Raw genomic sequence first — 23,661 nt, 5'->3', positions numbered from 1 at the left:
GCCCCCTTCGTCATGAATACAGATTCCCGTCACAGATAACTGTAGGCATTGGGCGCCGGAATAGCACCGACGCCGACTTGATAGCCGTCGCCCAGCTGCTCCTGACGGGTTTGCGTCATGATATATCCTTTTTTTATAACCGCAAGAATAACCCCATTCGATAGGAGAGGCCTCGCATGTTGACTTTTACGCTCTCGTAGCTCGGCCGACTAAGGAGAGTGGCGACAGCACTGCGCGCATATGGGTCGGCCACGAGACTGTGCGGGGAGATATTCTCGGCTTGCAACAAGTGACGGGCCGCCCGAGCTCCTTCATCTGGCAAATGAGCAAATGAATACCCCGCCAGCAAATTGAAAGCGTAACTGTCGATAGCATCCCGGAATTCGCAGACGTCCAGGCTTCGCAGTACAGCAAGGGCCGAGTCAAAGTCGCCGAACACGTTGAGCAGTTCAAGCTTGTTTAGATGCAAAGATGCTCGACTGAGTCGAACAGAGTCTCCTGACATCGCGGATTCACCCATCCGAGTCGCAACGCTATCCGCTTCGGCAAGGTGGTCGAATGATCGAGAGCGCTGCGGACTTAACCGTGCATGGGCGAGCGCGGCAGTAATATGAAGCCTGCCGTAGACCGCTCGCGCCCGCCTGGCGTCCAACGATCGCGAGGCGAGCTCGTCCGCTGCCAATTCGGCCACCTGTGCCGAGCGTTCGTACAGGCCCAGACGAGTGCAGAGTTGGGAGTGTTGCCACGCGTTGACCGCCATCTCGAACGGATCATCCGACTCGGCAGCCAAAGACTGCGACCGCTCAAGGACAAGGGCGAGCAAATCCATGTACCCAAACTCTTTCAACACCGGCGCACACAGATCTCGATAGATTCTCGACATGAGACGACGAAAGATCATCTCATCCTGGCAAATTTGAGATGACGATAGAGCGTATGCACACGCCAGGATATCTGGCAGCCGCTGCAAGACCTGAAAGAACCGGCACTGCGTACACAATAGCAAGAGATGATCTACCTGCGCAGATAGATCATCTACACTAGAGACACAAGCAGTAGGCGTCAGCAAGTGTAGCGATGCCTCCGCCAATGCTAAACGTAGTTGGGTAATCGCAGCGTCCGTTTGATCCGCGAGACCTCCCTGCGCTGATATCATCACAGCCGGACCAACTAAGTCCTCAGCAGAAACCTTGAGAACTTCGGCGAGCGCGGAAATATGGCTAACACGTTCTAAGGATCGCTTGCCATTCTCCACCATAGACAAGAACGCAGGAGACAAGCCCGCCAACTGTGCAGTGGTGCGCAGACTCAACCCGCGCCGACGCCTGCACATTCGGACTCGATCTCCAACGTCCGATTTCGATGCCAACCGAGGACCGCCTTCGCAATACAGAGTGTCTACTGACGACCAACCCGGTCTGCAGTTCCACGAGAGGAAACCATCAGACCGGATGAGAAATCTACCATCACTCTAAGGCGACTGAGTAGACAGTAGATATTCGTCACATAGTTCGACGTCAGAATGCTCGAGTTTCGGTTTTTGGCGACCTCAGGCTCAGGATAGCAGTCCAGTCTGCGACTGCGACAGGCGTGCGTATAGTGGAATCGGCGCCACAGTAGGCAACAATAGGTGCGCACGTCTGGGTGATAGTTAGATAAGTTGACAAGGTGAGCCAGTGTTATCCTATTTACCACAAGAAGAGAATCGGCCATTCTTCCTTTGCAGTGCTAGTACCCTATTTGTTGCAAAGCCGCTCGACGTGGACAGTAACGGTGTGACCAGCTTGTCGGTAGTGATGAAACTGTCCGATAAAACAGTTGAACAGGTGTCGCGGTCGCCGAGTAGCGGTTACCGTCAGCGCGGCATCGATCGAAGCTGTCTTTGTCCGAGCCGGAGAGATGCGCATGACGGCGGAGGCCTACAGGAAAGTCCATCTCATTGGGTCGGTCATTCTTGACCAGGCGTTGAGTGATAGCAGCGCTGCGCCCCGACGCCAGGTTTCCGATGCCGCCTCAACTGTGGGGGCCCCGCAGCACCTGGTGAAGCTCGTTAGTAGCGAATCGACGCAGGTCTAGTGGTAGGCCTGCCGCAAGCCCTTCACGGTCCGAGTTGGCGTCTAGCTTGACACCGACCGCGGTGCCGGGACGAGCAACACCGGATCGCGTCCTGGGGGCGCGGACGAGCCCACCGTCGAGGCCAATGCCCGGTGGGCGTTGGCCTCGAGCCGCAGAGTGCTGGCCAGCACCATCGCAGCTGCGTGGCCAGACTTAGCGGTGTCGTCACTTCTTCCAGTGATGTGCTGGGATTCACCTCTCGTCAGCCTGCTTAAGATGAGCATGTAGTGACAATACCCCGTAGCGGGCGGGTTTTCGCTCCGCGATCCACTCGGGTCGGCAGGCTTCCAAGGGCTAGGTTGTGGGAGCCTAGATCTTGTGTAGCATGCGGCCCTGACGATGATCGCCCCGCCTGTCGATCGTCGAAATGGACGCACGGCCTTAAGGCGCGATTCTGGGCCCGTTCTTGCGTGTAGGCCCGGCCAAGGACGGCTCAGCCAACGACTTTGATTACGTCGCCGCAGATCCCGTGAAAGCGATGGTCCTCGCTGGCAGCCGTGTCCATCATCGCAAGTACCACCACCGCAGCTAGTCCCGTATCAAGCAACGGTGGGTAGGTAGTCGGGGCGGCGGATTTTGGAGTTCACGGCGAGGTGGCGTTTAGGGTGGCAGTAGCGGTTACCTCAGCGGGGTAGCCAGCGATGGCGGCTTCCTGAGCGGCGTGGCTGGGGTAGTCGCTGCCGTCGAGGGTAAAGTAGCTGACAGCGGTGAAATTCGCACTCGATCCAGTTCAGCCAAGAGGCGTGAGTGGGCATGTAGGCCTGCTCGATATCCTCGTCGGTGCACCAGGCCCTGACATCGGCTTTGCCGTGACCGTAGGTTTCGCAGACCAGGTAGAGTTTCCCGGCAGAGAAGCGGCGGCGCAGCTGCTTGCAGAAGTCCGGGAACTGCGACCAGCGCTTGCGGTCGCGGAACCGGTAGTACATCTGCCCGGTGGCGAGGTCGAGCGCTGCGAACATGTGCCGGATGCCTTCGATGCGCGTGTAGGTCTTCTTGGCCACGAAGTCCGGACCTTTGATCGCTTTCCAGGTGTATATTTCTTTGTCGCTTGCTACGACACGACCTCCTCGCGAAGGAACTCCCGAACGGCCTCGGCGCTCGCCCTGATCCATGCGCGTGCGACGAGGTTACCAGCTTGGTCAGGCTCCAGGTCGTCAAGAGCAACCCCAGCTCGGCTGGCTTGCAGACCCTCATGCGGCAGATCTGGTCACGGCCGGCCGACTCGAACTTACAAGTTCGGCCGCCCCTCCATTTTGGTGACAACGCCGTGAACCCGGAGTCGTTGAAGCGTGGACTACCTCCCGCACATAGCCTTCGGTTGAGGCGAACATCGCCGCGATCTCTCGCGCAGACCGGCCCTGCAGCGGGGCCAGCACGATCCCGGAGCACCGCAGCCGCACCCGGTCCTTTGCCGACCTTGTGATCTTGACCAGCCGCTGGGCCTCCCCTGCCCCAACGACCGTGTGAACACCCCCGGCTCACACTTCACCGGTCTCACCGCCACGGCCAGCCTCACGATCCACCAGCCAGGATGTCCACGCGACACGATGGCAACGTCAACGTTTCTTGATGAGGCACTAGTTAGGTACCGGGGACCGATCTGACCGCTATTGACCAACAGAAGCGAGTACCTGCAGCCAAGGGGCGGTCGGGCCGCCCAGCCCGCACAGTTGGAATCAGTGTGAACTCAACGTTTCGATCCAGTTGCTAGTCGGTTACATATGTGCACCTTGTCAGTACGGGGACAGTCATGGCACCGTTCGTTAACTACGGTGAACACCCTCAGGCAGCAGGTCGATAGCGTCCATCTACTGTGACAACCACTGCCTCGCGATTCGTTCCACGATCTCGCACACTGCACAACGTCCGTAGTACCAACTCTCGGACTCACGATGCCCAGCCCGACGCCATGATTGCCCTAGCCGCCAAGTGTGCGTCCGGTGACGAACGAGCGTGGGCTGATTTGGTCCAAATATTCCAGCCAGCCGTGCTGACGACGATTCGCTCATGCGGTCTGACCGGAGCGCTTGCTGAAGACCTCTGTCAAGTCACATGGCTGCGAGCCTTTCAGAACATTCACAAATTGCGTGACCCTAGCAAGATTCGCCCCTGGCTTGTGACAGTTGCCAAGCGTGAAACATTAAGACACTTCCGCCCGTCGGCTCGAATCAAGATTGACCTTGAAGGCCAAAAGGTTCTCCATATTCGCGATCCGAGGTTCACCCCGGAAGAGGCACTGGTCGCCTGCGCGGAACTGGCTAGCATACGTGAGGCCGTCCGCGCATTACCCACCGACCATTTAGACCTATTGAATCGCCTCTTTGCCGATCCACCACAAAGCTACGACCAAATTAGTGTGGAATTAGGCATACCGCGAGGCTCTATTGGGCCGACACGCCAACGAATTATTAAGAGGCTACGAAAAGACCTACGCGCATCGCATACGTCTTCGTAACTGTGTCTCCGGTTGACCCGCCGACTCGTCGGCCCGCTTTAAGCCTGAGCGACAATGTCGAACATGGCACTCAAGTCTGCGGTACATGTAATGCGACTTGGTCTAGTTTTCTGCTTTGTTTCTATTAATCTCATTGACCAACTCGGAGTACGACATCGACGGCAGCGCTGGCAGCAGAAGATCCGAGCCCGGCATGGAGATGGTCGAATGGCGGTCAACATTACTGACATAGGCGAGATATTGGCATGCTCAGGCATCCGTTGGCCATCTGGAGACGTGAGGCGTTACAACGGTAGATCACCTTGCCACCATGGATTGAAGTCCCTCTGGTGGTAGTTCTTGACCACCGCCCCTACGGCCGAAGGGCAGACAGCGAGCTCAGCGCGCGCGTCGCGGGCCTGTAGCGGTACTCGGGCGGGCTCGCCGGCCGATGCAGAACAGAACTGTGCCCGCGGATGCGATTGCTGATACAGGCCGTTCCGGCCGCGAGGCCCTGGCTGAACCCGACGAGTACGTCCAGTTCGACCAGGGCCTCGTTGTCGACGTTGAGCCGACGCAGGATGCAGGCGGCGCCGACAATGACGTATGTGCAGTGGGGCGGTTTGGTGTAGCTAGGATAGAGACCGGCGATGCGGTGCGTTGCCAGCGCAGGCGGGGAGGCCACCGACTGGCCGCAGGCACGGGTGACCGCTGCCGGTGACCGCTATCCAAGCCTTCGGCGTCGCCATCGCCGCCTGCCTACCCTTACCCGCGCAAAAGAAGCCGGGCACGACGTGCCCGGCTTCTTGTTTCAAGTATTCCTGTAGCCGGATCAGGCGGTGTGGCGGTTGTGTCGTTGGTCGCGCGGGACGATGGCGGCGACGGCTTCGGCGGTGTCGCGGGCGAGCTCGGGCAGGACGTGGGCGTAGGTGTCTGCGGTGACCGCGATGGAGGAGTGGCCGAGCAACTCTTGCACGACTTTGAGGTCCGCTCCGGCGGCGATCATGAGGGTGGCCGCGCCGTGGCGTAGGTCGTGCAGGCGTACGGGTGGGAGTTCGGCGGCGTCGGCGATGCCGTGGAAGGCGTCGGTGAGCTTGGCCGGATGCAGCGGGCTGCCGTCGCGTTCGGTGCACACCAACTCGTGCTCGACCCAGTCAGTCCCGGCTGCCACCCGCAGTTCGTGCTGGTGTTTCTTCTGCCTTCGCAGTACCAGTGTGGTGGCCTCGTCGAGGGCGATGACGCGGCCGGAGGCTTCGCTCTTGGGTTCGCCGAACTCGGCCCTCCATCCCAGTTGCACGATCGCGGTGGAGATGGTGATCGATCGGCTGGTCAGGTCGATGTTCCACCACGGTAGCCCGCAGGCTTCACCGCGTCGCAATCCCCGATAGGCGATGAGGTGGAACAGCGCGTAGTAGGGGTGCCCCTCGGCCTGGTCGAGGAATCGGCCGATCTGCTCAGGTGTCCACACCATGACCCGCGAGGGCTTCTGTCCGGTGCGCTGCCACCGCTCGACCCGGTCCGGGGTCCACAGCAGAGCCTTCGGGCGGCGCCCGGAGGGCAGCTCAACGTAGGAGGCCGGGTTGAAGGTGATCTTCTGGGCGCGGATGGCGGCGTTCAGCGCGGCACGCAGAGTGGCGCGATAGCGCTGCATGGTGGCCGCGCCCATGACTCGCATGCCGTGCGCGCTCTTCCGGACCTCGGGGTCGTCGCTGCCCTTGGCGGCCGTGATTGTGTCGTTGCGTTCGGCCATGGCATCGAACATGCGGGAGATGTGCTCGACCGTGAGCACGTCGAGTCGGTAGTGGCCCAGATGCGGGAGCAGCCAGTTGGCGATGTGGCGCTGGTAGGACAACCGGGTTCCTTCCCGGATCTTTTTGCGTGTCGCGATCCAACTGGTCAGCCATTGACCGACGGTCGGGATTGCGTCGAGGCCGGCGTTACCTGCGTCGAGCTGCTTGCCGACCGCCTCGGGCGTGGGAAACGGTTCTCCTGTACGCAGCCGGTTGTCGATGAGGTCGCCGATCGTGGCGAGCGCGGCCTCGCCGCGTCGTTCGCCGAGCGTGAGGAGGTCGGCGATCTGGTCGAGCTGGTCTTGCGCGGCGGTCTGCGAGGTGAACCCGTGCCGCCTGCGGGTGCGGCGAGTCCCGTCGGAACGTTTGGGGAGTTCAGCTTGAAACGACCAGGTCCCGTGGTTGGAGCTCCACATGCCGTTGCCACGCTTGAGTTTCGGGCATTGAGTCCCGAGTTGTTTCCTGGTGCCGGGGTCGGTGCAGGTACAGCGTTTGAATGTGCTGCCTTTGAACGTCATCGCGGATTTTTCCTTTCCCGCAATCCGTGGGGTCGTCGCGTTCGGACACCGGCCATGGACGCTCCAATGCGTACAGAGGGGAAGCGTCAGGCACGAGGCTCTTTGTCGAGCCCGAGGAGCTCGATCAGCGGTGCGACAGCGATGCGGTAGCTGCGGCCGACGCGAACCGCTGGCACCGGGAGGGTTCCGTTGCGGGCGAGTTTGTAGGCGGTTGTCCGGCCGATGCCGAGCATGCGGGCGGCGGTCATCAGGTCAGTGGTCACTCCGAGGGCGGCGAGCCGTTCACGCGACCACGCCGGTGATGGCGCGGTCATGGTTGCCGAGTCAGGTGTGGCGGAGGGACGTCGGTCGAGATCGTGCACAGCAACCTCCTCGCTGTGAGGTGGGTTCGGTGACAGTCATGGAGTTCTCGTGCGGGGCAGCTACCGCGATCAACGGGCACCCTGCGGGACTGGGGTCGCCGGGGTGTCGGAACGGCGCAAGTGATCCCGCACGGGTGCCGGAACCTGCCGGTGTTGGCGCGCGACTGGTCCTAGGGGACTGGCGCGGTCGCTTCGGGACCGCTGGGTATCGGCGGTAAGGCCCCACGCACCGGTGGAGAGGCAGCTGTCGATCCCTGCACTGTGAGCCGCGGCGCAAAGCGCTCCGTCCGGCGGTGGTGACGGTGTGCTCAGGGCGCGGTCGGGCAGAGACGGTCCGCCGTCGTGCGTGTCGTGGGTGCAGTTCTTTCGCGTCCGAGGCGGTCGGGGTCGGCAGCAGCCGCACCGAGTCGGTCAGCGTCACGCACCCAGCCGGGATCGGGCGGCCCGGCTTCTGCACGGTCTGGATCGCCGACGACCGCGAGTCCGCCGCCGTCGGAGTCGGCAGCAATTGCGACGGCCTGACGACCGAGTCGACGGCGTCGTTGAGGTTGACCTGATGTCCGCCCGCGCGCCGCCGTGCTGGATCGACCGGGCCGCGGGGTTCGCCGTCGCGGGCCTGCGAGGTGGGCATCATCCGCATCCCGCCCCGGGGTGGGGACGGCACACAGGAACACGCGTTCGCGGCGGTGGGCGGCGCCGAGGTCGCTGGCTCGTACGCAACGCCAGACCGTGTCATACCCCGTTTCGGCCAGCCCTGCGAGTACACGGTCGAGGCCGCCGTTTTTCCAGCGGAGGGCGGCGACGTCTCCACGACGACGAGGCGGGGTCGTACTACGCGAATGGCGTCCAGGATGTTGCTCCACAGTCCACTGCGAGCGCCTTTCTCGATGCCCGCGCGCCGACCGGCGGCGGAAATGTCCTGACAGGGGAAGCCCGCCGTGAGCACCTCGACCGGTGCGACGGAGGCGAAATCAACAGCGCGCAGATCGCCCAGGTTCGGCACGCCGGGCAGGCGCGCGGAGAGGATCGCGGCCGCGTGCGGGTCGACCTCGGAGTACGAGGCGATGCGGCCGCCGAGCACGGCGGCGACGCCGAGGTCGAGACCGGCCACGCCGGTGCACAGCGACCCGATCGCCGGGCCGTCGGTCCCGATGAACCGCAGCGGATCCACAGTGTTGGTGTGGCGCTCAGGCATGGCGTGTCTCCCGCGCGACGGGCCGCCGGTCCGAATCGTTGCCCGGCGGCGGGCAGCGGTGTCGGGTGGCGGCGCGCCGGGCTGTAGAGGGATGCCGGAACTTCGCGTCCCAGCCGCAGTCCCGGCAATGCACCCGCGTGCTCACGACACCCACCGCGAACGAACCGCAGCCCCGTCACCCGTGGCGGCGAGACCATCGCCCGACGAGGCTGAGGCCGGTGTGCCGCTGGGCGCGAGGGGCTTGGCCAGGATGACGACGTCTTCGTGCGCGATCAGGTGCAGCGGCAAGCCTTGCTCGCGCTGCTTGCGGATGAAGTCGCGCTGAAAAAAGCTGCCTCGGGCGATCAGTTCGCGGTCGGCGACGCGGGCGAGCAGGGCGACGCAGCGTTCGACCGGGACCAACCCGGCGGCGTGGCCGCAGGCGATGATCTGCGAGGGCAGGTCGATCAGTTCCGAGTGCTCGCGCCAGGGACGGACGGTGATCGCGACGTGCCCGCCGGGGCGCAGCACGGCCGCGCAGCCGGTGAGGATGCGGGTGAAGCCGGCCAGCAGCCGGTGGTGGCCGACGTTGGCCAGGTTCCCGCGATCCAGCGTGGAGCCGTAGCGGTGGTGGTACTTGTGCACCTTCCCGTCCTGCGAGCCCGTTCCGCTGGTGACGACCTGCCCGTGCGTGGACGGCCCGTAGGGCGGGGAGGTGACGATCAGCGCGACCTGTCCCCGATATTTCTCGGGCAGCAGGAACGGCAGCTGGCGGGCGTCGCCGTGCACGATCTCGGCGTCGTGGTCGTGACCGCGTTCCCGGGCCAGGTCGAGGTTCGCCCGCGCCACGGTGACCCAGTGCGGTTCGTACTCGACGCCGACCGCGCGGCGCCCGGCGTCGATCGCCTCCACCAGCGTGGTGCCGGATCCGGCCATCGGGTCGAACACCAGCTCGCCGGGTCGGGTGTAGGCGCGGATGGCATGAGCCGCGACGGCCGGGAGCATCTTCGCCGGGTGCGCGGTGGAATCGCTCACGTAGCGGCCTTTGCGCTGCGAGGCCGGGGACGTCTGCGCGGTCGCCCACACCGACAACGGCAACTCGCCGAGGTCAGTCACGCCGGTCGCGATGGTCGGCCCGGTCGGGTCGTGTCCGGTCGTGGTATCGGTATGTGCGGGGCTGATGTCGACGGCGTCGATGAGCGCGCGGGAGATCGGCATGGTCCGGTCGTCGCTGCCGTGGGTGGTCGATGCCGCGGGGTACTGGTGGGACATGAGGGTGCTGCCTTTCGCAGGGATGGGCGTGGCCGGGGACGGCCCGGTCGGGCGCGGCGAGGGCGGGATCACTGGCCACCTCCAGCGCCGGGCGCGGCCGTCGCCGGACCGGCCTCGGGTGGCGGTGCGCCGGGGTCGGCCGGTTGCGCGAACGCGAGGACATCGCCGTGAGCGCGCAGGTGCGGCGAGGGCAGGCCGCGCACCGCCGCGCGATGTCGGGCGCGGTCGTATTCGGCGGCCACCAGCGCGCTCGGCGTGGCCCGCAGGCGTCCCTTCTCCACGGGGGTGTGCAGGGTGACGATGTGCTGCAGGTAGAGCAGATCGGCGTGCTGGGCGGCGGCCACGATCGCGCCGGTCGGGTCGGCCAGCCGCCCCTGTGTCCAGTCACTGTGCGTGTACACCGCGAGGATGCCGCCGTGGCGCAGACGGGTCGCCGCGAGTAGCGCGAGCCGGTCCAGTGACATCGACTCGGCGGCGTGGGCGGGCAGGGACACGATCACCAGATCCGCCCGCACGCCACGGGCGGACTCCTGTTCTTCCACGCTGGCGGGGGCACCGGTGCGCACCGGGTCCGACGATGCTGCGGACGGGTCGGTCACGTCGGTGACGAGGTTGGCCCAGAACGGTCGCGACGGCGCGTCGGAGCCGCCGTCGCCACTGTGGAAGGTGACGACGTCGGCGGTGCGATCGAGCGCGCACACTGCCTCCCGAGCCGCTGCCACCGACGCTTCGCCGGATGTCGCCGAGCCGTCCGGGCCGGAGTGCGTGCCTGTGGTCGGTGCGGGGTCGAGGTCGACCAGGACGACGTGCGCTCCGGGGTCGGTGAACGCCGCGGTGATGGACTCCACGATCGGCACCGGCCAGGCCGCGTGGGCGTCGATCGGGTCCGGTCCACACGTCCACACCGTCGCTGGAGTCGGTGCCGCCGACGAGGACGCCGGGCGCCTGCGCGACCGGGCCGACGTGCGCGCGGGACGCGAGGTGCTGTCGGTCCCGCCGGTGCTTGCTGTGTTGATGCGGACACTCGCTCCGGGGTAGGGAGCGCGGTCGCCACCGCGTCCAGTGCGCGGCGGGCGATCCGAGTGTGTCCGGCGACCGGCGCTGTTGTCCGGGGACTGCGCGCGCTGGGTCATGAGAAGCCTCCTGAAGGGAGCGCCACCGGTGCGAGCCCGGCGACGGGATGCGGTCACCGGCTAACTCCGAAAAAAAGGCCATTTGGAGACACCCGATCCCAAAAAAATCAAAAGACTTTTCCGAGATGTAGAACGACCAACGCATCCGCGCCTGGCCAGAGCAACAAAGAGCGCCACATGGGAGCGGAAACGCCCGGTTCCATGCGGCGCCAGGGCATCCGGGTCGGCAGTGAAATATTTCTCACGTCATCTTTTCGCGCGCACCTCAAGGCCTGGATCGCACGATCAACTCGTGAGGCGCCGCGTTCCTTCGCGGCAGCTGATCATGCGTCGCCCGCCTGCTTGCCAGATCGCGCGCAACACGCCCGACGCTGCTCTTGAGGCGCCCTTTGAGGCGGTTTTGATGCGGCCGAGAGGCGTTCTTGAGGCTGTTTTGAGGCGGCGCGGCTGGCTTTCTGGTGGCCGCACTGATTCCGCCCTTATCAGGAGTTGCCGCCATGAATTTTCCGTTATCGGAAACCGGCCCCGAGTCAGACTTTTTCGCTCTTCGCCGCAACGATGGATACGCCCACGACGGCGGGGTGTTCGACGCCGTCATCGCGACCTTCGGATGGCTGGTGACCGGCCCGCATCCCGTGTGCGTGGACGGTGCGGCGGTCCGCGGGCTGCCTGCACGCCCGGTGCCGCTGGACGAGCTCGGCACGCTGCTGCTGCGCCAGGACTGCGCCCAGGCGACCCGGGACGCGGCGTGGACCTATCTGATCGCCCGGGCGCGCGCGGAGGGCGGCACCTGGACGATGGCGTGCGTCGGGCTGGCGATGCCGGTGCTGCTACCGGTCGCCGCGCAGCTGACCAACCGGTTCCGCGGGGACAAACACGACATCCATTCCGCCGTCCTGACCGGATTCCTCGCCGGGCTTGGCGAGGTCGCACTGGACCGGCCGGCGATCCTCGTGCGGCTGCGGTGGGCGGCCTACCGCGCCGGTTACGCCGCGCTGCGCGAGGCGCTCGACGCTCCGTCCCCAGTGGACGAGGAAGAAGGCGACGCGCCCCCCACAGTCGAGGACGTCGGCTTCCGCTCCGCACCGCCGCCCAGCACGAGCGGACACCACGAGCTCGTGCTCGTGGCCGCTGTGCGAGCGGGCGTCATCACCACCGACGAGGCCGCACTGATCTCGGCCACCCACTTCGGAGAACTGGCCCTGGCGGAGGCGGCGCAAGCACGCGGGGAGCGGTACAAGACGACCCAGAAGATCCGTCATCGCGCCGAGCAGCGCCTGGCCCGCTTCCTCACCGAACCGGCCGACGGCACCTCCGGCGCCGCACCGAGCGCCAACCGTCGCGACCGCTCCGGCACGCCCCGCCACCCTGCCCTGCGTCTATCCCGAACCCACCGCCTGCGGCTACGCAGCGTGACACATCTGAGTCCGGACCTGGCGAAGAAATTCGTGCACCCGGTGTCTTCACGCGACCCGGAATCCGGAGTCAACGCGCGCGGGACCCGATCGACGGCGCACCCGCGCCACCACCACTCGCCCGGCCCCGCCCGCCGCACGGCGCTCACTCAGGAGGCTCCCTCATGCGACTGACACCATCGCATCACCGCCGTCCGCACCCGACGCCCGCGCGACGAGAACACCATCGCCGTGTCGTGCTGATCGGGTGCCTGGTCGCCGCTGTGGTGCTGCTGACGTCTTCGGCCGCGCGAGCGGACACGGTCCACTACGTCGCGCTCGCGGCGACCGTCGATCAGGTCCTCAACAACATCCGCGACTGGATCATGGGGATCCTGGCCGGCGTCGCGGTCGTGTTCATCACCATCGGCGGCCTGCGCTACCTGATGGCCTCGGGTGACCCCGGCGAGATCGAGAAGGCCAAGGGCGCGTTCAAAGCCGCTGGAATCGGCTTCGGGCTCGCTGCGCTCGCCCCGCTCGTGGTCGAGATCCTCAAGGGCATCGTGGGCGGGGTGTGAGCGATGACCACCCCTCGCGACACCCCTTCCTTCCGTCCGCGCGGCCCTGCCCGGCGCCGCCCGACGACGCCGACGGTGCGTGCCGCCCGAACTTCTGAGTCCACTCCTCTCCATCACGGCACAGACGGCGAGCCAGAACGTGGCGGCAGGCGCATGGTCGGCCCGCCGACAGGCCCGGCTCCGTCCCGTCGCGGACGCGACCGCTGGCTGCCCCACCTCCGGTGGGCTCGCCTCCTCGCAGTGCTGGTGCCGCTGCTGTTGACTGTCGCCGGACTCGCGCTGACCGCCGCCGCCACACCCGCTGCTGTTCCTGCCTCTGTGGCCGCGGCAGCGCCTGTGGCGCCCGCGCAACCACCGGTGTTACCACTACCGCCCAACCCCGGCTGCACACCGGGTTCGGCCGAACCCGCCTGCCTGCTACCGACGCCCTCAACCTCGCGACCCGCGCCTCCGACGGGCCCGCCGAGCACGCCGCTGTTTCCCGGCCCGTCGGCGCCGCCGGTGTCGTGCTTCCCCGGTTCGGTGCTGCCCGAGTGCGGCAATCTCCCCACCCAGCCGCCGACGAGCCAGCCGTGCGAGGGCCCGAACTGCATCCCGCAGCCAGCGCGGCGGGATCCCGGCGACGAGGAGAGCGAGTGCGGGTTCACCGATCCGGTCGCCTGTGTCACCGAGGCCATCGACTCGTTCTTTCGCGGCCTGGTGATCGGCGCGCTGAACCCGCTGCTCGAGCTGCTGGGCAACACGGTGCTGTCCACACCACACCCGAGCCTGCTGCCCGGCATCGGGCAGGCGTGGAACGACTCCTGGCACCTGATGGTCGCCTTCTACGGCAGCATCGTCGTGATCGCCGGCCTGCTCCTGATGGGTTACGAGACCCTGCAGACCCGCTACACGATCAAAGAGATCGCGCCCCGTATCGCGGTCGGGTTCCTCGCCGGAACGCTGTCGCTGTTCTTGGCGACCCAGGGCATCGAGATCTCAAACGCCGTGAGCGCGACGTTGATGACCGACGCGGTCAACCCGAACACCGCCGCCAAGGCGATGACCGACATGATCCTCGGTTCACTCAACGGCGGGCAAGGCTGGCTGCTGTTCATCGGGCTCGCGCTCGCAGCGATGCTCGTCGTGCTGCTGCTGACGTTCATCGTGCGGGTCCTCGCAACGATGCTGCTGATCGCCGCCGCACCATTCGTACTGATGTGGCACGCCCTTCCACACACCGAAGGCGTGGCCGTGTTCTGGTGGAAGGCCTACGGTCTGCTGCTGGTCATCCCGATCGGCCAGGCCGGCGCGGTGAGTGTGTCGCTGCGGGTGTTCTTCACCCCGGGCGGGTTCACCGTGTTCGGGCCGACACTGAACGGGCTGACCAACCTGCTGTTCTGCGTCGCGCTGATGTGGATCTTGGTGAAGATCCCGTTCTGGTGCCTGCAACCCCTGCGCGGCAGCGGCGGCCGCTCCCTGCTCGGGTCGCTGGTGCGCGGCGCGATCGCCTACAAGACCCTCGGGCTGCTCGGCGGCGCCGGCTCTCTGTTCGGCGGCAAGGGCCGCAGGCGCGTCCGGGAACCTCGTGATCGGGTTCCGGCGGATCCGCCGTCCACGCGCTCGGGCCAGTACCTGCTGCCGTTGCGGGTGCGGCGGGTGGCGAAGCCGTTCCGCACCCCGCGCCGGGGCTTCGACGAGAACCCCCGGCCCAGCCTGCCCGCCGACCGCACCTCGGGACCGGGCCAGACATCGCTGTTCACCGTGCGCCGCACCGGCGACGCCGTGACCGCCAGCCCGAACCCGCGAGCGATGCCGCTCACGGATCTGCCCAACGCGCTCCCGTCCGACCAGCTCGGGTTGCCGATCACCGTGCGCCAGAACCCCGCCAGGGTGCCGCGCCGCACCCTGGCCGACGACCTCGCCGCCGGGCACCCAGCACCGCCTCCGGTTTCGCAGCCCGGGCTGTTGCTCCCGGATGGACAGGTCAGCCGCCGGGCCCGGCCACCGGTGAAGCTGCGCGGCGCGCTGATCGCCCCGAGCACCGGGATGCTGCCGATCCATCTGTCACCGCAGACCCCGCGCCAGCCGCGGCGCACACTCGCCGATGACCTGGCCGATCCCGCCCGCACCACCCGGGCACCGCAGACCGGGCAAGCGCTGATCTCCAAGTCCGGAGAGATCACCAAGACCGCCCGCGCGCACCGCCGCCCCGTCCGCGACGCCTACACCGGCAACCGGCCACTCGCCTCCGGCCAGTACCCGCTCCCCCTCGGAGTCCGCCGCCAGCCCAAGCCGACACCGCCCCCTGCCAGCAGCGCAAGCGCTTCCGCGCCGCCGAAGCGGCGCCCCGGTACACAACTGCGCCTGCCCCTGGACCTGCCCGCCCGGCGGGCCCCGAAGACGAAGTGAGGACCGACTCGCCATGACTTCTCCCGTGCGTGTGCCCGCCGACGTCGACCGCCCGGACCGGGTACTCGGCCCTTTAACAGCCCGGCAACTCACGATCCTCGGCGTCGCCAGCCTCGGGCTCTACGGCCTGTACTCGGTGACTCGGGCCTTCGTGCCGCTGCCCGTGTTCCTCCTCGTCGCCATCCCGATCGGGATCACGGTCACCGTGCTGGCCCTCGGCCAGCGCGATGGCCAGCCCCTGGACAAGCTCGCCCTCGCCGCCATCCGCCAGCACCTGTCGCCCCGGCACCGGGTCGCCGCTCCCGAAGGCGTCCGCACGGCACCGGCCTGGCTGACCGCGCAGCACGCCGACACCCGCACACGAGGTCGCCGGGCCACCGCTGAGCCGGTGTCCCCGGCGCCGCTGGAACTGCCCGCCCGTGGCGTGGCCGACACCGGCACGCAAGCCGGGGTCATCGACCTCGGCGCCGACGGACTCGCGGTCATCGCCGTGTGCAGCACCGTCAACTTCTCGCTGCGCACCCCCGGGGAGCAGGAGGCGCTCGTTGCGTCTTTCGCCCGTTACCTGCATAGCCTGACCGCGCCGGTACAGATCCTCATCCGCGCCGAACGCCTCGACCTCGCCCCGCAGATCGCCGAACTGCGGGACCGCGCCGGCGGGCTGCCACACCCCGCCCTGGAGGCCGCCGCCCGCGACCACGCGGACTACCTCGCCGAGCTCACCGCGCACGCGGATCTGCTGCGCCGCCAGGTGCTGTTGGTCCTGCGCGAACCGTTGCACACCGGCCCAGCCCCCGTCGCCGCGTCAAGCGTGCTGCCGTGGCGACACCGCCGCCGCGACGGCGAACTGCCGATGGATTCCGGGGCGAGGCAGGCGGCCGAGCAACGCCTGGTGCGGCGTCTTGGCGAGGCCATCGAACTGCTCACCCCCGCCGGGATCGTGGCCACCCCGCTCGACGCCGCCGCCGCGACCGGCGTGCTGGCGGGGGCCTGCAATCCCGACACCTTCCTCCCACCATCCGCAGCTTTGGCCGGAGCCGACGAGGTCATCACCGCCACCTCCACCTTCGCCGACCTCTACGGCACCGATGCCGCCGACAACGATGCCGAATTCGCAACGGCCCCTCAGTCCGCCCGGCCAGCGGGTGCGTCCGCCGCAGCGGCATCGCCCACTCGTCATGAGCCGGAACGACCCGGGCCGTCGTCTTCCGGTCGCTCGCAGCCGTCGGGCCCGTGGCTGTCCGAGGACGACGACTGGGACTACGACGACGAGATCGAAAGCAGGTAGCCCCTATGGCACGCACCAAAAGCAACAGCACGGCCACCCGGTCCGGATCGGCGGGAGCATTCACCCCGGACGCGCTGTCGGTGTCCGCTCGGCACCTCGAGGTCGGCAACGAATTCGTCGCGAGCTTCGGCGTCACGGGCTATCCGCAGGAGGTCTACCCCGGCTGGCTCGCGCCCCTGCTGACCTACCCCGCCCGGCTGGACGTGTCGGTACACGTCCAGCCCGTCGACCCTGCCACGGCTGCCAGCGGCCTGCGCAAGCAACGCGCCAAACTCGAATCCAGCAGGCGGCACAACGCGCGGCATGACCGGCTCGACGAACCGGACCTCGACGCAGCCGCGGAGGACGCCGCCGACCTCTCGCGCAGCATCGCCCGCGGCGACGGGAAACTCTTCAAATTCGGGCTCTACCTGACCGTGCACGCCCCGGACGAGACCTCCCTCGCCGAGGAAGTCTCCGCGCTGCGGTCGCTGTGCGCGTCCCTGTTGCTGGACGCGAAACCCGCCACCTACCGTGCCCTGCAAGGCTGGGTGAGCACCCTGCCACTCGGTCTCGATCCGCTCGGCCTGACGAGGACGTTCGACACCGCCGCGGTCAGCGCGGCGTATCCGTTCACCTCGCCGGATCTGCCCCCGACCGACCCGACCACCTCCCTCCCGTCCGGGGTGCTCTACGGCTACAACGTCGGCTCCTCGGGGCTGGTGCACTGGGACCGGTTCGCCTGCGACAACTACAACTCCGTCGTCCTCGGCCGCAGCGGCGCGGGAAAGTCGTACTTCGTCAAGCTCGAGACCCTGCGCAGCCTCTACCGCACCCTCGGCGATAACGAGAACGGGCGGGCCGCGGACGGGGTGCAGGCGTTCGTCATCGACCCCGAAGACGAATACGCTCGCCTGGCCGCCCAGGTCGGCGGCACCTACGTCCACCTCGGCGCGGGCGGGGTCCGGCTGAACCCGTTCGATCTACCTGTGCACCTCGGCGTGAACGGACGCCGCACCGCACCTCAAGACGCATTGAAACGGCGCAGTCTGTTCCTGCACACCGTCCTGGCCGTGCTCTTCGGCACGGACATCACCGCAGCCGAACGCTCAGTCCTCGACCCCGCGATCACCGCCACCTACCACCGCGCGGGCATCACCAGTGACGCGCGTACCTGGACCCGTCCGGCGCCGCTGCTGCGCGACCTGCGCGACACTCTCGCCGCCACCGGCGACGGTGGAGACACGATGGCCGCTGACCTCGCCGCCCGGCTGCATCCGTTCGTCGACGGCAGTTTCGCCGATCTTTTCGACGGGCCCACCACGACCACCCCAGACGGGAACCTCGTCGTGTTCTCCCTGCGCGACCTGCCCGACGAGCTGCGCGCGATCGGCACCCTCCTCGTGCTGGACACCGTCTGGCTGCGCATCTCGAACCCGGCCGACCGCAGGCCTCGACTGGTCGTGGTCGATGAGGCAGGAATCCTCATGCGCCAGCATGTCGCCGCACTGTTCTTGCTGCGCCTGGCCAAGGCAGCTCGCAAACACTGGTGCGGGCTGACCACAGCGACCCAGGACGCCGCTGACCTGCTCGGCAGCGATCTAGGCAAAGCCATTGTCAGCAACGCCGCCACCCAGGTGCTGTTGCGCGCGGCACCGCAAGCCATCGACGAGATCGCCGAGGCCTTCGACCTCTCCGCCGGAGAAAGGCGATTCTTGCTGTCGGCCGACCGCGGCCAGGGCCTGCTCGCCGCTGGGGCGCAGCGCGTGGCGTTCCAGTCGCTGGCCTCGCCCACGGAGAACTTCCTGGTCACCACAGACCCGAAGTTCCTCGCAACTCTTCCGGATTCCGAAACAAACTCCGGGTGGGTGGAACTGTCATGAGCAAAGCCCGGTCCCGAGGTTCGCGACGCCGCCGGTCACGTTGGCCACACCCGCCGAAGCCGCTCGATCAGCTTGACAGGATTGAGTTCCTGATTGATTCGGAACAGGTACCCAACCGGCGACTCCCGGATGGCTTCCCGACGTTGCCGACGCCACTGAGTAGGCGCGGTAACCACGCAGGCGGCCAGCGCCGCCGGCCCGGTGATCGCCGGCGAGAGCCCGACGGCGCCAGCCGCCGCCGCGGCCAGCGGGGGCAGGGCGACCGACTTGACGTTGACCAGTGCTCGCGCGGACTCCAGACCGACGCTGCGCAGCCGCTCCCGCAACTGCTCCAACTGCCCGCTGACAGTGCGCTGCACCTCGGTCTGCAGGTATTCGTAGAAGACGGGCAGGTCGCGAATATCTTGGAGTTCGGCGAGCCGCTCGACCTGCTGAGTCACGTAGACGCGGAACGCGTCGAGTTCCGTGCCGAACCGCGAGCGAACTTCGATGATCTTGTCGATCGGCACACGGTGGAGGTCAGCGGGAACGACGGTCTCGAACGCAAGGAAGACGAAGGCGTCCAGCAGGTCACGTGGGGTCTGTGTGTCGACTGCGCCGACGCCTTCCTTGTCTGTAAGCGTTTGCATCAGGCGGTCGAGGGTCCAGCCCGATTCTGCGGAGTGGGGCAGGGTTTGATCAGTGACCGGATGCAGGTGGTCCTCGATCGCGATGCGCTCGATCAAGGCGCAGGTATAGACGGATGCCAACTCTGGGTGCATCCCGACCCAGGTTCCCCCATGTCCCTCCTGAAGGATCGCAAGTCCGGCGTTCGTCGCGGCTTCGACCATGCCAGGAAAAATCTTGTCGGCGTGGATGTATCCCAACCGGGGATCCAATCGGGGTGCCGACACTCTCCTTCGCGGCCCCACACCTGGCCCCGATCGCGGCGCGCCGCCCGCCGAGCCATAGAACACCGGCGGCCCCGCGACGTTGCTGTGATCGAGGTAGCCGATGGTGGTGTCGGCACCGTGCCCCCACTGCCCGATCTGGTGGAGCCCGAAACTGTCCCGCAGGTCCTGCGTACGGGTATTGATCAGCTCGAGAAACGGAGGGGCGACCTGAGTGGCCGCCCATCGTGGCGGCTCGATGTCAGTCAGCCATCTCGCGTCGTTCCGCAGGGCGCGCGCTACCGGGGAGTCGAACGTCGGATAGTCGCGAGGCCGCAGCCTGGCCAGCTTGGGCCAGTACAGAGCCGCGTACTTCAGCCACGTGTCGTCGCGGACGTGGATATACGGGTAGTACAAAGCGATCGAGTCCACTGGACGCCCCTCGTCAACCTCGCGTTCGAGCACTATAGCGGGCTCAACGGGAGTTCACGGTCACTCGACCAGGTGTGCCAAAAGACCTGCCATGTGGCGATACCGAGTGGTCGACGGCGCCGGAGAGACCGAGCGACGCGGGACAGATCGACTCGCCCCTGGGGGACCCGGGCTCCGCGTAACTCGCGATTTTTCTCTTGTCCTCAAAGGATTTGCTGGCGGGAGTTCCACCATGGCTGAGCACGCTGCGGCAATACCGATGACGCAGACCTGGGTGACTGACTATCTGCGCGACCCCGGCGGCGTCACCGGTCGCCTGCTCACCGCCGCAGGCGACTGGGCGCTGACCTGGGGGCCAGTCGCCGTCCCGGCCCTGGCCGTGGCCCTGACGGGCGCGGTCGTAGTACGGCACTGGTGGCGTACTCGCCGCCACACCGCGCTGCTGGCCGATGCTCGCCGGATCACCGTGCTCGCCCCGCCCACCGTCGATCCCGCCGGCGGGGCCGCGGTTTGGTCCAACCTCGTCGGACTCTTACGCCCCACCTGGCGGCGGTTCTGGGCCGGGCAGCCGCATCTGGCGATGGAGTACGTGTTCGGCGAGCACGGCGTCACCGTGCAGTTCTGGGTCCCCGGCGTCATCCCACCGTCGCTGGTGGAACGCGCGGTCGAGGCCGCCTGGCCCGGCGCCCACACCCGCACCACACCGGCCACCTCACCCTTCCCGACCGTGGCGGCCGGGCGCCGGCGGATCACCGTCGGCGGTCAGCTGCGCCTCGCCCGGTCCGAGGCTCTCCCGATCCGCACCGGGTTCGACGCCGACCCGATCCGCGGGCTCTTGGGCGCGCCGGTCGGGCTCGGCCGGGACGAGCGGGCCTGCGTGCAGATCCTCGCCCGCCCGGTCACCGGCCGCCGCGTGGCCCAGGCTCGCCGCGCCGCCCGTCGGGTCCACCATGGTGCCTCTGGACGTCTCGGGGGCCGGATCCTCGACGCGCTATCCCCAGGCGTCAGCGCCAGCCGCCCTCGCCGGACCTCGGACTCGCGGCGGATCAGCCAGGATCCGCAGCTGTCGCTCGAATATTCGGCACAGAACAAGGCGATCGTCGGGAAACAGCGAGGATCCCAGTACGAGACAGTGATCCGGTACGCCGTAGCCACCGATCTCCCCGCCAATGCGGCCGACGACCTGATGCGCCAGGCGCGCGACGTGGCGCGTGGGCGGGCGCACGCGCTGGCCGCCGCGTTCGCCGCCTACACCGACCACAACCACTACACCCGCACCCGCCTCCATCACCCGGCCCGCGCGCTCGCCGAGCGGCGCCTCGGCCGCGGCGACCTGCTCTCAGTACCGGAACTCGCGGCGCTCGCGCATCTGCCGACCGACGCCGAGATCCCGGGCGTCGAACGCGCCGGAGCCAAAGCCGTCGCCCCGCCACCCGGCATCCCTGCCCCGGGGCCGGGGGTGATGCCGCTGGGACAGTCCGACACCGGCCACGCCCGCCCGGTCGGTCTGCGGCTCGCGGACGCCCGCTACCACCTGCACCTGGTCGGGCCGACCGGCTCCGGTAAGTCCACCCTGCTCGGCCAGATCATCCTCGACGACATCGACAACCAGCGCGGCGTCGTCCTGATCGACCCGAAAGGCGACCTGGTCACCGACATCCTCAACCGGCTCCCCCGCAGCGCGGCCGAGCGGGTGGTGCTGTTCGACGCCGACTCCCGGCACCGCCCGCCCATCCTCAACCCGTTAGAAGGTGGGGAAACCGACCGCGAGGTCGACAACCTCGTCTCCGTCTTCCGCCGCGTGTATAGCGCGTTCTGGGGGCCGCGCACCGACGACCTCATGCGCGCCGCCTGTCTCACCCTGCGCGCCCAAGAGGCCGTACCGACCCTGGCCGACCTCCCGAAACTCTTGACCAGCGAAGCATTCCGCTCCCGTATCACCACCGGCCTCACCGACCCCGTGCTGCGCGGGTTCTGGGAGTGGTACGACGAACTCACCGAATCCAGTCGCTCTCAGGTGATCTCGCCGCTGATGAACAAACTCCGCGCGTTCCTGCTGCGCCCGTTCGTGAAGGAAGCCATCGCCGGCGGGCGCTCCACAGTGGACATGTCCCAGGTGCTCGACGAGGGCGGGATCTGCCTCGTGCGCATCCCCAAAGGCTCCCTGGGGGAAGAAACGACACGGCTGGTTGGGTCGCTGGTCGTGGCCCGCACCTGGCAGGCCACCACCGCCCGCGCCCGCGTCCCGCAGCGCCTGCGTCCCGACGCGCACACCGTGATCGACGAATGCCACAACTTCCTGCATCTCCCCTACCCCATGGAAGACATGCTGGCCGAGTCCCGCGCGTTCCGGAACGGATTCATCCTCGCCCACCAGCACCTCGGTCAGCTGTCGAGAGAACTGAAGGAAGGCCTCTCCACCAACGCCCGCAACAAAATCATCTACTCCTCCTCCCCCGAAGACGCCCGCGAACTCGCCCGCCACACCACACCCCGGCTCTCCGAACACGACCTGTCACACCTGGGCGTCTACCACGCCGCCGCGCGCCTGGTCGTGCACGGCGAGGAAACCGAACCCTTCACCATGACCACCGCACCGCTGCCCGCCCCGATCCCCGGACGAGCCCGGGAAATCCGGGCCGCGCTCCGCGCCCAGCGCCGCGCGCACAACACCACCAGTGGCCCAGCATCCCACGCCGGAAACCCAGCGACGGCAGCCACAAAGCCGACCGGGCACCCAGTTCCCCCGGTCCGGCCGCCCAGGACCGACCCGCGCCGCACCCGCCCCTAGGCACCCGCCACACGAGTTTTCTCTCTCGCCACAAGAAAACAGCCGCCGTTACTCAGCTCGTGGCCGGATCCAGTGTCGGTCTTTGCCCACAGCACTTGTCCACAGCCTGTTGACAATCAAGGGGAGCCGTTCGTTGATCACGACCACTACTCGCCAGCACACCTTGCGGGGTCATCTGCCCGGGCGTCACACCGCCCGCGCCGCGAGCTCGGTCGAGCACCAGGCCATGCTCGCCTCCCGCCTCACCGCCCGCGACAAATGGCTGCTGGCACTACTACATGAACACCGGGTTCTGACCAGCCTCCAGATCCAGGACGCCGCGTTCCCCTCCGGCCGCTCCACCCGCCAGCGCCTGCTCGATCTCCACCGCTGGCGGGCGGTGTCGCGGTTTCAACCCTTCAGGCAGCTCGGGTCCGCCCCAATGCACTACGTCCTCGGCCCCGCCGGGGCGACCGTGCTCGCCGCCGAGCACGGTCTGGAGGTCAAGGACCTCGGCTACCGGCACGACCGCGCCATGAGCATCGCCCACAACCAACGCCTCGCCCACACCGTCGGCGTGAACGACTTCTTCACGTCCCTGATCGCCCGCACCCGCCACAGCCGGGCGGGTGATGCGTTGGCGGTGTGGTGGTCGGAATCCCGCTGCGCCCGTCACTTCGGCGACCTCGTCATCCCCGACGGATACGGCCGCTGGCGCACACATTCCGATGCCGCTGTCCGGGAGGTGGAATGGTTCCTCGAGTTCGACACCGGCACCGAATCCCTGACCAAGGTCGGCCGGAAGCTGGCCGGGTACGCACGGCTGGCCGAGTCCACCGGCATCGCCACCCCGGTGCTGGTGTGGCTGCCCACCACCCGCCGCGAAGCCGGAGCCCACAGCGCCCTGGCCCGCGTGCACGCCGGACTCGACGACCCCCGTTCAGTGCCGGTGGCCACCTCGGCGGCCGACCTGCTCGACCCCGGCACGCCGCATCCGAGCCCAGCCGAGGCGATCTGGCTGCCGCTGACCTCAGCACGCCCCGGCCGCGCAGGTCCGCGCTACAGCCTCGCCGACCTCGCCGATGCCTGGCCCGGCCTGGCGCCGCCGGCCAGCCCTAGCGGCGAAGCCCCAGAGGGCGAGGCCGGTGACGCCGCGGCCGCATCGCCGTACCGCCTGCCACCACCGAGCCCGATCCCGCCGCGAGCCACGCCGAACCGCGTCGCACGCGGAGAGCACTGACCCCGGGCGGCGCCAACCCACACACCGAGTCTCGTCGCC

At 67.5% G+C, this 23,661-nt stretch carries 18 protein-coding genes and 1 pseudogene; 10 read left to right on the top strand and 9 right to left on the bottom strand.

Going from position 1 to position 23,661, the window contains the following annotated elements:
- Positions 1 to 133: 133 nt before the first annotated feature.
- Together ACIBTM_RS39585 and ACIBTM_RS39580 are read right to left on the bottom strand one after the other, a co-directional pair.
- Positions 134 to 1,369, bottom strand: a complete 1,236-nt coding sequence (locus ACIBTM_RS39585) for a helix-turn-helix domain-containing protein (protein ID WP_395882272.1) — start codon at positions 1,367 to 1,369, stop codon at positions 134 to 136.
- Between the two features lie 1,369 nt (positions 1,370 to 2,738).
- Positions 2,739 to 3,227, bottom strand: coding sequence for a transposase (locus ACIBTM_RS39580; RefSeq protein ID WP_395882271.1), 489 nt, complete (start codon positions 3,225 to 3,227; stop codon positions 2,739 to 2,741).
- 797 nt (positions 3,228 to 4,024) lie between these two features.
- On the opposite strand from ACIBTM_RS39580, the gene ACIBTM_RS39575 reads away from it, so the two are divergent.
- Positions 4,025 to 4,570 (top strand): RNA polymerase sigma factor, encoded by a 546-nt coding sequence (locus ACIBTM_RS39575; protein WP_395882270.1) that lies wholly within the window; start codon positions 4,025 to 4,027, stop codon positions 4,568 to 4,570.
- Between the two features lie 811 nt (positions 4,571 to 5,381).
- Here ACIBTM_RS39575 and ACIBTM_RS39570 read toward each other — a convergent pair.
- The 4 genes and pseudogenes from ACIBTM_RS39570 to ACIBTM_RS39555 all read right to left on the bottom strand — a co-directional run.
- Entirely contained in the window at positions 5,382 to 6,857 is a 1,476-nt protein-coding gene (locus ACIBTM_RS39570) for a tyrosine-type recombinase/integrase (protein ID WP_395882269.1), read from the bottom strand.
- 86 nt (positions 6,858 to 6,943) lie between these two features.
- The gene (locus ACIBTM_RS39565) at positions 6,944 to 7,219 is read right to left on the bottom strand and encodes a helix-turn-helix domain-containing protein (protein WP_395882268.1); all 276 of its coding nucleotides are present in this window, start codon (positions 7,217 to 7,219) and stop codon (positions 6,944 to 6,946) included.
- 308 nt (positions 7,220 to 7,527) lie between these two features.
- The gene (locus ACIBTM_RS39560; RefSeq protein ID WP_395882374.1) at positions 7,528 to 8,082 is read right to left on the bottom strand and encodes a DNA cytosine methyltransferase; all 555 of its coding nucleotides are present in this window, start codon (positions 8,080 to 8,082) and stop codon (positions 7,528 to 7,530) included.
- Positions 8,083 to 8,084: 2 nt separating this feature from the next.
- Positions 8,085 to 8,300 (bottom strand): annotated as a pseudogene (locus ACIBTM_RS39555) (DNA cytosine methyltransferase); the annotation flags it as partial.
- On the opposite strand from ACIBTM_RS39555, the gene ACIBTM_RS39550 reads away from it, so the two are divergent.
- Positions 8,256 to 8,501: a hypothetical protein gene (locus tag ACIBTM_RS39550; protein WP_395882381.1), complete on the top strand. Its 246-nt coding sequence runs from the start codon at positions 8,256 to 8,258 to the stop codon at positions 8,499 to 8,501. The pseudogene ACIBTM_RS39555 and the gene ACIBTM_RS39550 overlap by 45 nt on opposite strands.
- Before the next feature lie 54 nt (positions 8,502 to 8,555).
- Here the strand turns inward: ACIBTM_RS39550 and ACIBTM_RS39545 are convergent, their stop codons facing one another.
- A complete protein-coding gene (locus tag ACIBTM_RS39545; protein WP_395882267.1) occupies positions 8,556 to 9,665 on the bottom strand; it encodes a TRM11 family SAM-dependent methyltransferase in 1,110 nt (369 codons plus the stop codon).
- 68 nt (positions 9,666 to 9,733) lie between these two features.
- Positions 9,734 to 10,513, bottom strand: coding sequence for a hypothetical protein (locus ACIBTM_RS39540; RefSeq protein WP_395882266.1), 780 nt, complete (start codon positions 10,511 to 10,513; stop codon positions 9,734 to 9,736).
- Here ACIBTM_RS39540 and ACIBTM_RS39535 point away from each other — a divergent pair.
- The 6 genes from ACIBTM_RS39535 to ACIBTM_RS39510 all read left to right on the top strand — a co-directional run bounded on the left by ACIBTM_RS39535 (position 10,503) and on the right by ACIBTM_RS39510 (position 18,311).
- Complete coding sequence (locus ACIBTM_RS39535) at positions 10,503 to 10,703, top strand: hypothetical protein (protein WP_395882265.1); 201 nt, start codon at positions 10,503 to 10,505, stop codon at positions 10,701 to 10,703. The genes ACIBTM_RS39540 and ACIBTM_RS39535 overlap by 11 nt on opposite strands.
- Before the next feature lie 592 nt (positions 10,704 to 11,295).
- A complete protein-coding gene (locus ACIBTM_RS39530; protein WP_395882264.1) occupies positions 11,296 to 12,387 on the top strand; it encodes a sigma-70 family RNA polymerase sigma factor in 1,092 nt (363 codons plus the stop codon).
- Entirely contained in the window at positions 12,378 to 12,770 is a 393-nt protein-coding gene (locus ACIBTM_RS39525) for a pilin (RefSeq protein ID WP_395882263.1), read from the top strand. Before ACIBTM_RS39530 ends, ACIBTM_RS39525 begins: the two co-directional genes overlap by 10 nt.
- A 501-nt stretch (positions 12,771 to 13,271) precedes the next feature.
- A complete protein-coding gene (locus ACIBTM_RS39520) occupies positions 13,272 to 15,161 on the top strand; it encodes a hypothetical protein (protein ID WP_395882262.1) in 1,890 nt (629 codons plus the stop codon).
- A gap of 13 nt (positions 15,162 to 15,174) precedes the next feature.
- A complete protein-coding gene (locus ACIBTM_RS39515; RefSeq protein ID WP_395882261.1) occupies positions 15,175 to 16,449 on the top strand; it encodes a PrgI family protein in 1,275 nt (424 codons plus the stop codon).
- Positions 16,450 to 16,454: 5 nt separating this feature from the next.
- Positions 16,455 to 18,311: a VirB4 family type IV secretion system protein gene (locus ACIBTM_RS39510; protein ID WP_395882260.1), complete on the top strand. Its 1,857-nt coding sequence runs from the start codon at positions 16,455 to 16,457 to the stop codon at positions 18,309 to 18,311.
- 35 nt (positions 18,312 to 18,346) lie between these two features.
- On the opposite strand, the gene ACIBTM_RS39505 is transcribed toward ACIBTM_RS39510, so the two are convergent.
- A complete protein-coding gene (locus tag ACIBTM_RS39505; protein ID WP_395882259.1) occupies positions 18,347 to 19,612 on the bottom strand; it encodes a DUF6236 family protein in 1,266 nt (421 codons plus the stop codon).
- A 232-nt stretch (positions 19,613 to 19,844) separates the two neighbouring features.
- On the opposite strand from ACIBTM_RS39505, the gene ACIBTM_RS39500 reads away from it, so the two are divergent.
- On the top strand, positions 19,845 to 22,403 hold the full coding sequence (locus tag ACIBTM_RS39500; protein WP_395882258.1) for a type IV secretory system conjugative DNA transfer family protein: 2,559 nt from the start codon (positions 19,845 to 19,847) through the stop codon (positions 22,401 to 22,403).
- A gap of 133 nt (positions 22,404 to 22,536) precedes the next feature.
- Positions 22,537 to 23,622, top strand: coding sequence for a replication-relaxation family protein (locus ACIBTM_RS39495; RefSeq protein WP_395882257.1), 1,086 nt, complete (start codon positions 22,537 to 22,539; stop codon positions 23,620 to 23,622).
- The last annotated feature ends 39 nt before the right edge of the window (positions 23,623 to 23,661 follow it).

Origin of the sequence: Amycolatopsis sp. NPDC049868 (assembly GCF_044461365.1) — a bacterium.
Lineage (GTDB): Bacteria > Actinomycetota > Actinomycetes > Mycobacteriales > Pseudonocardiaceae > Amycolatopsis.
The sequence above is the reverse complement of the archived record's forward strand: the minus strand, read 5'-3'. Positions and strand labels throughout refer to the sequence as shown.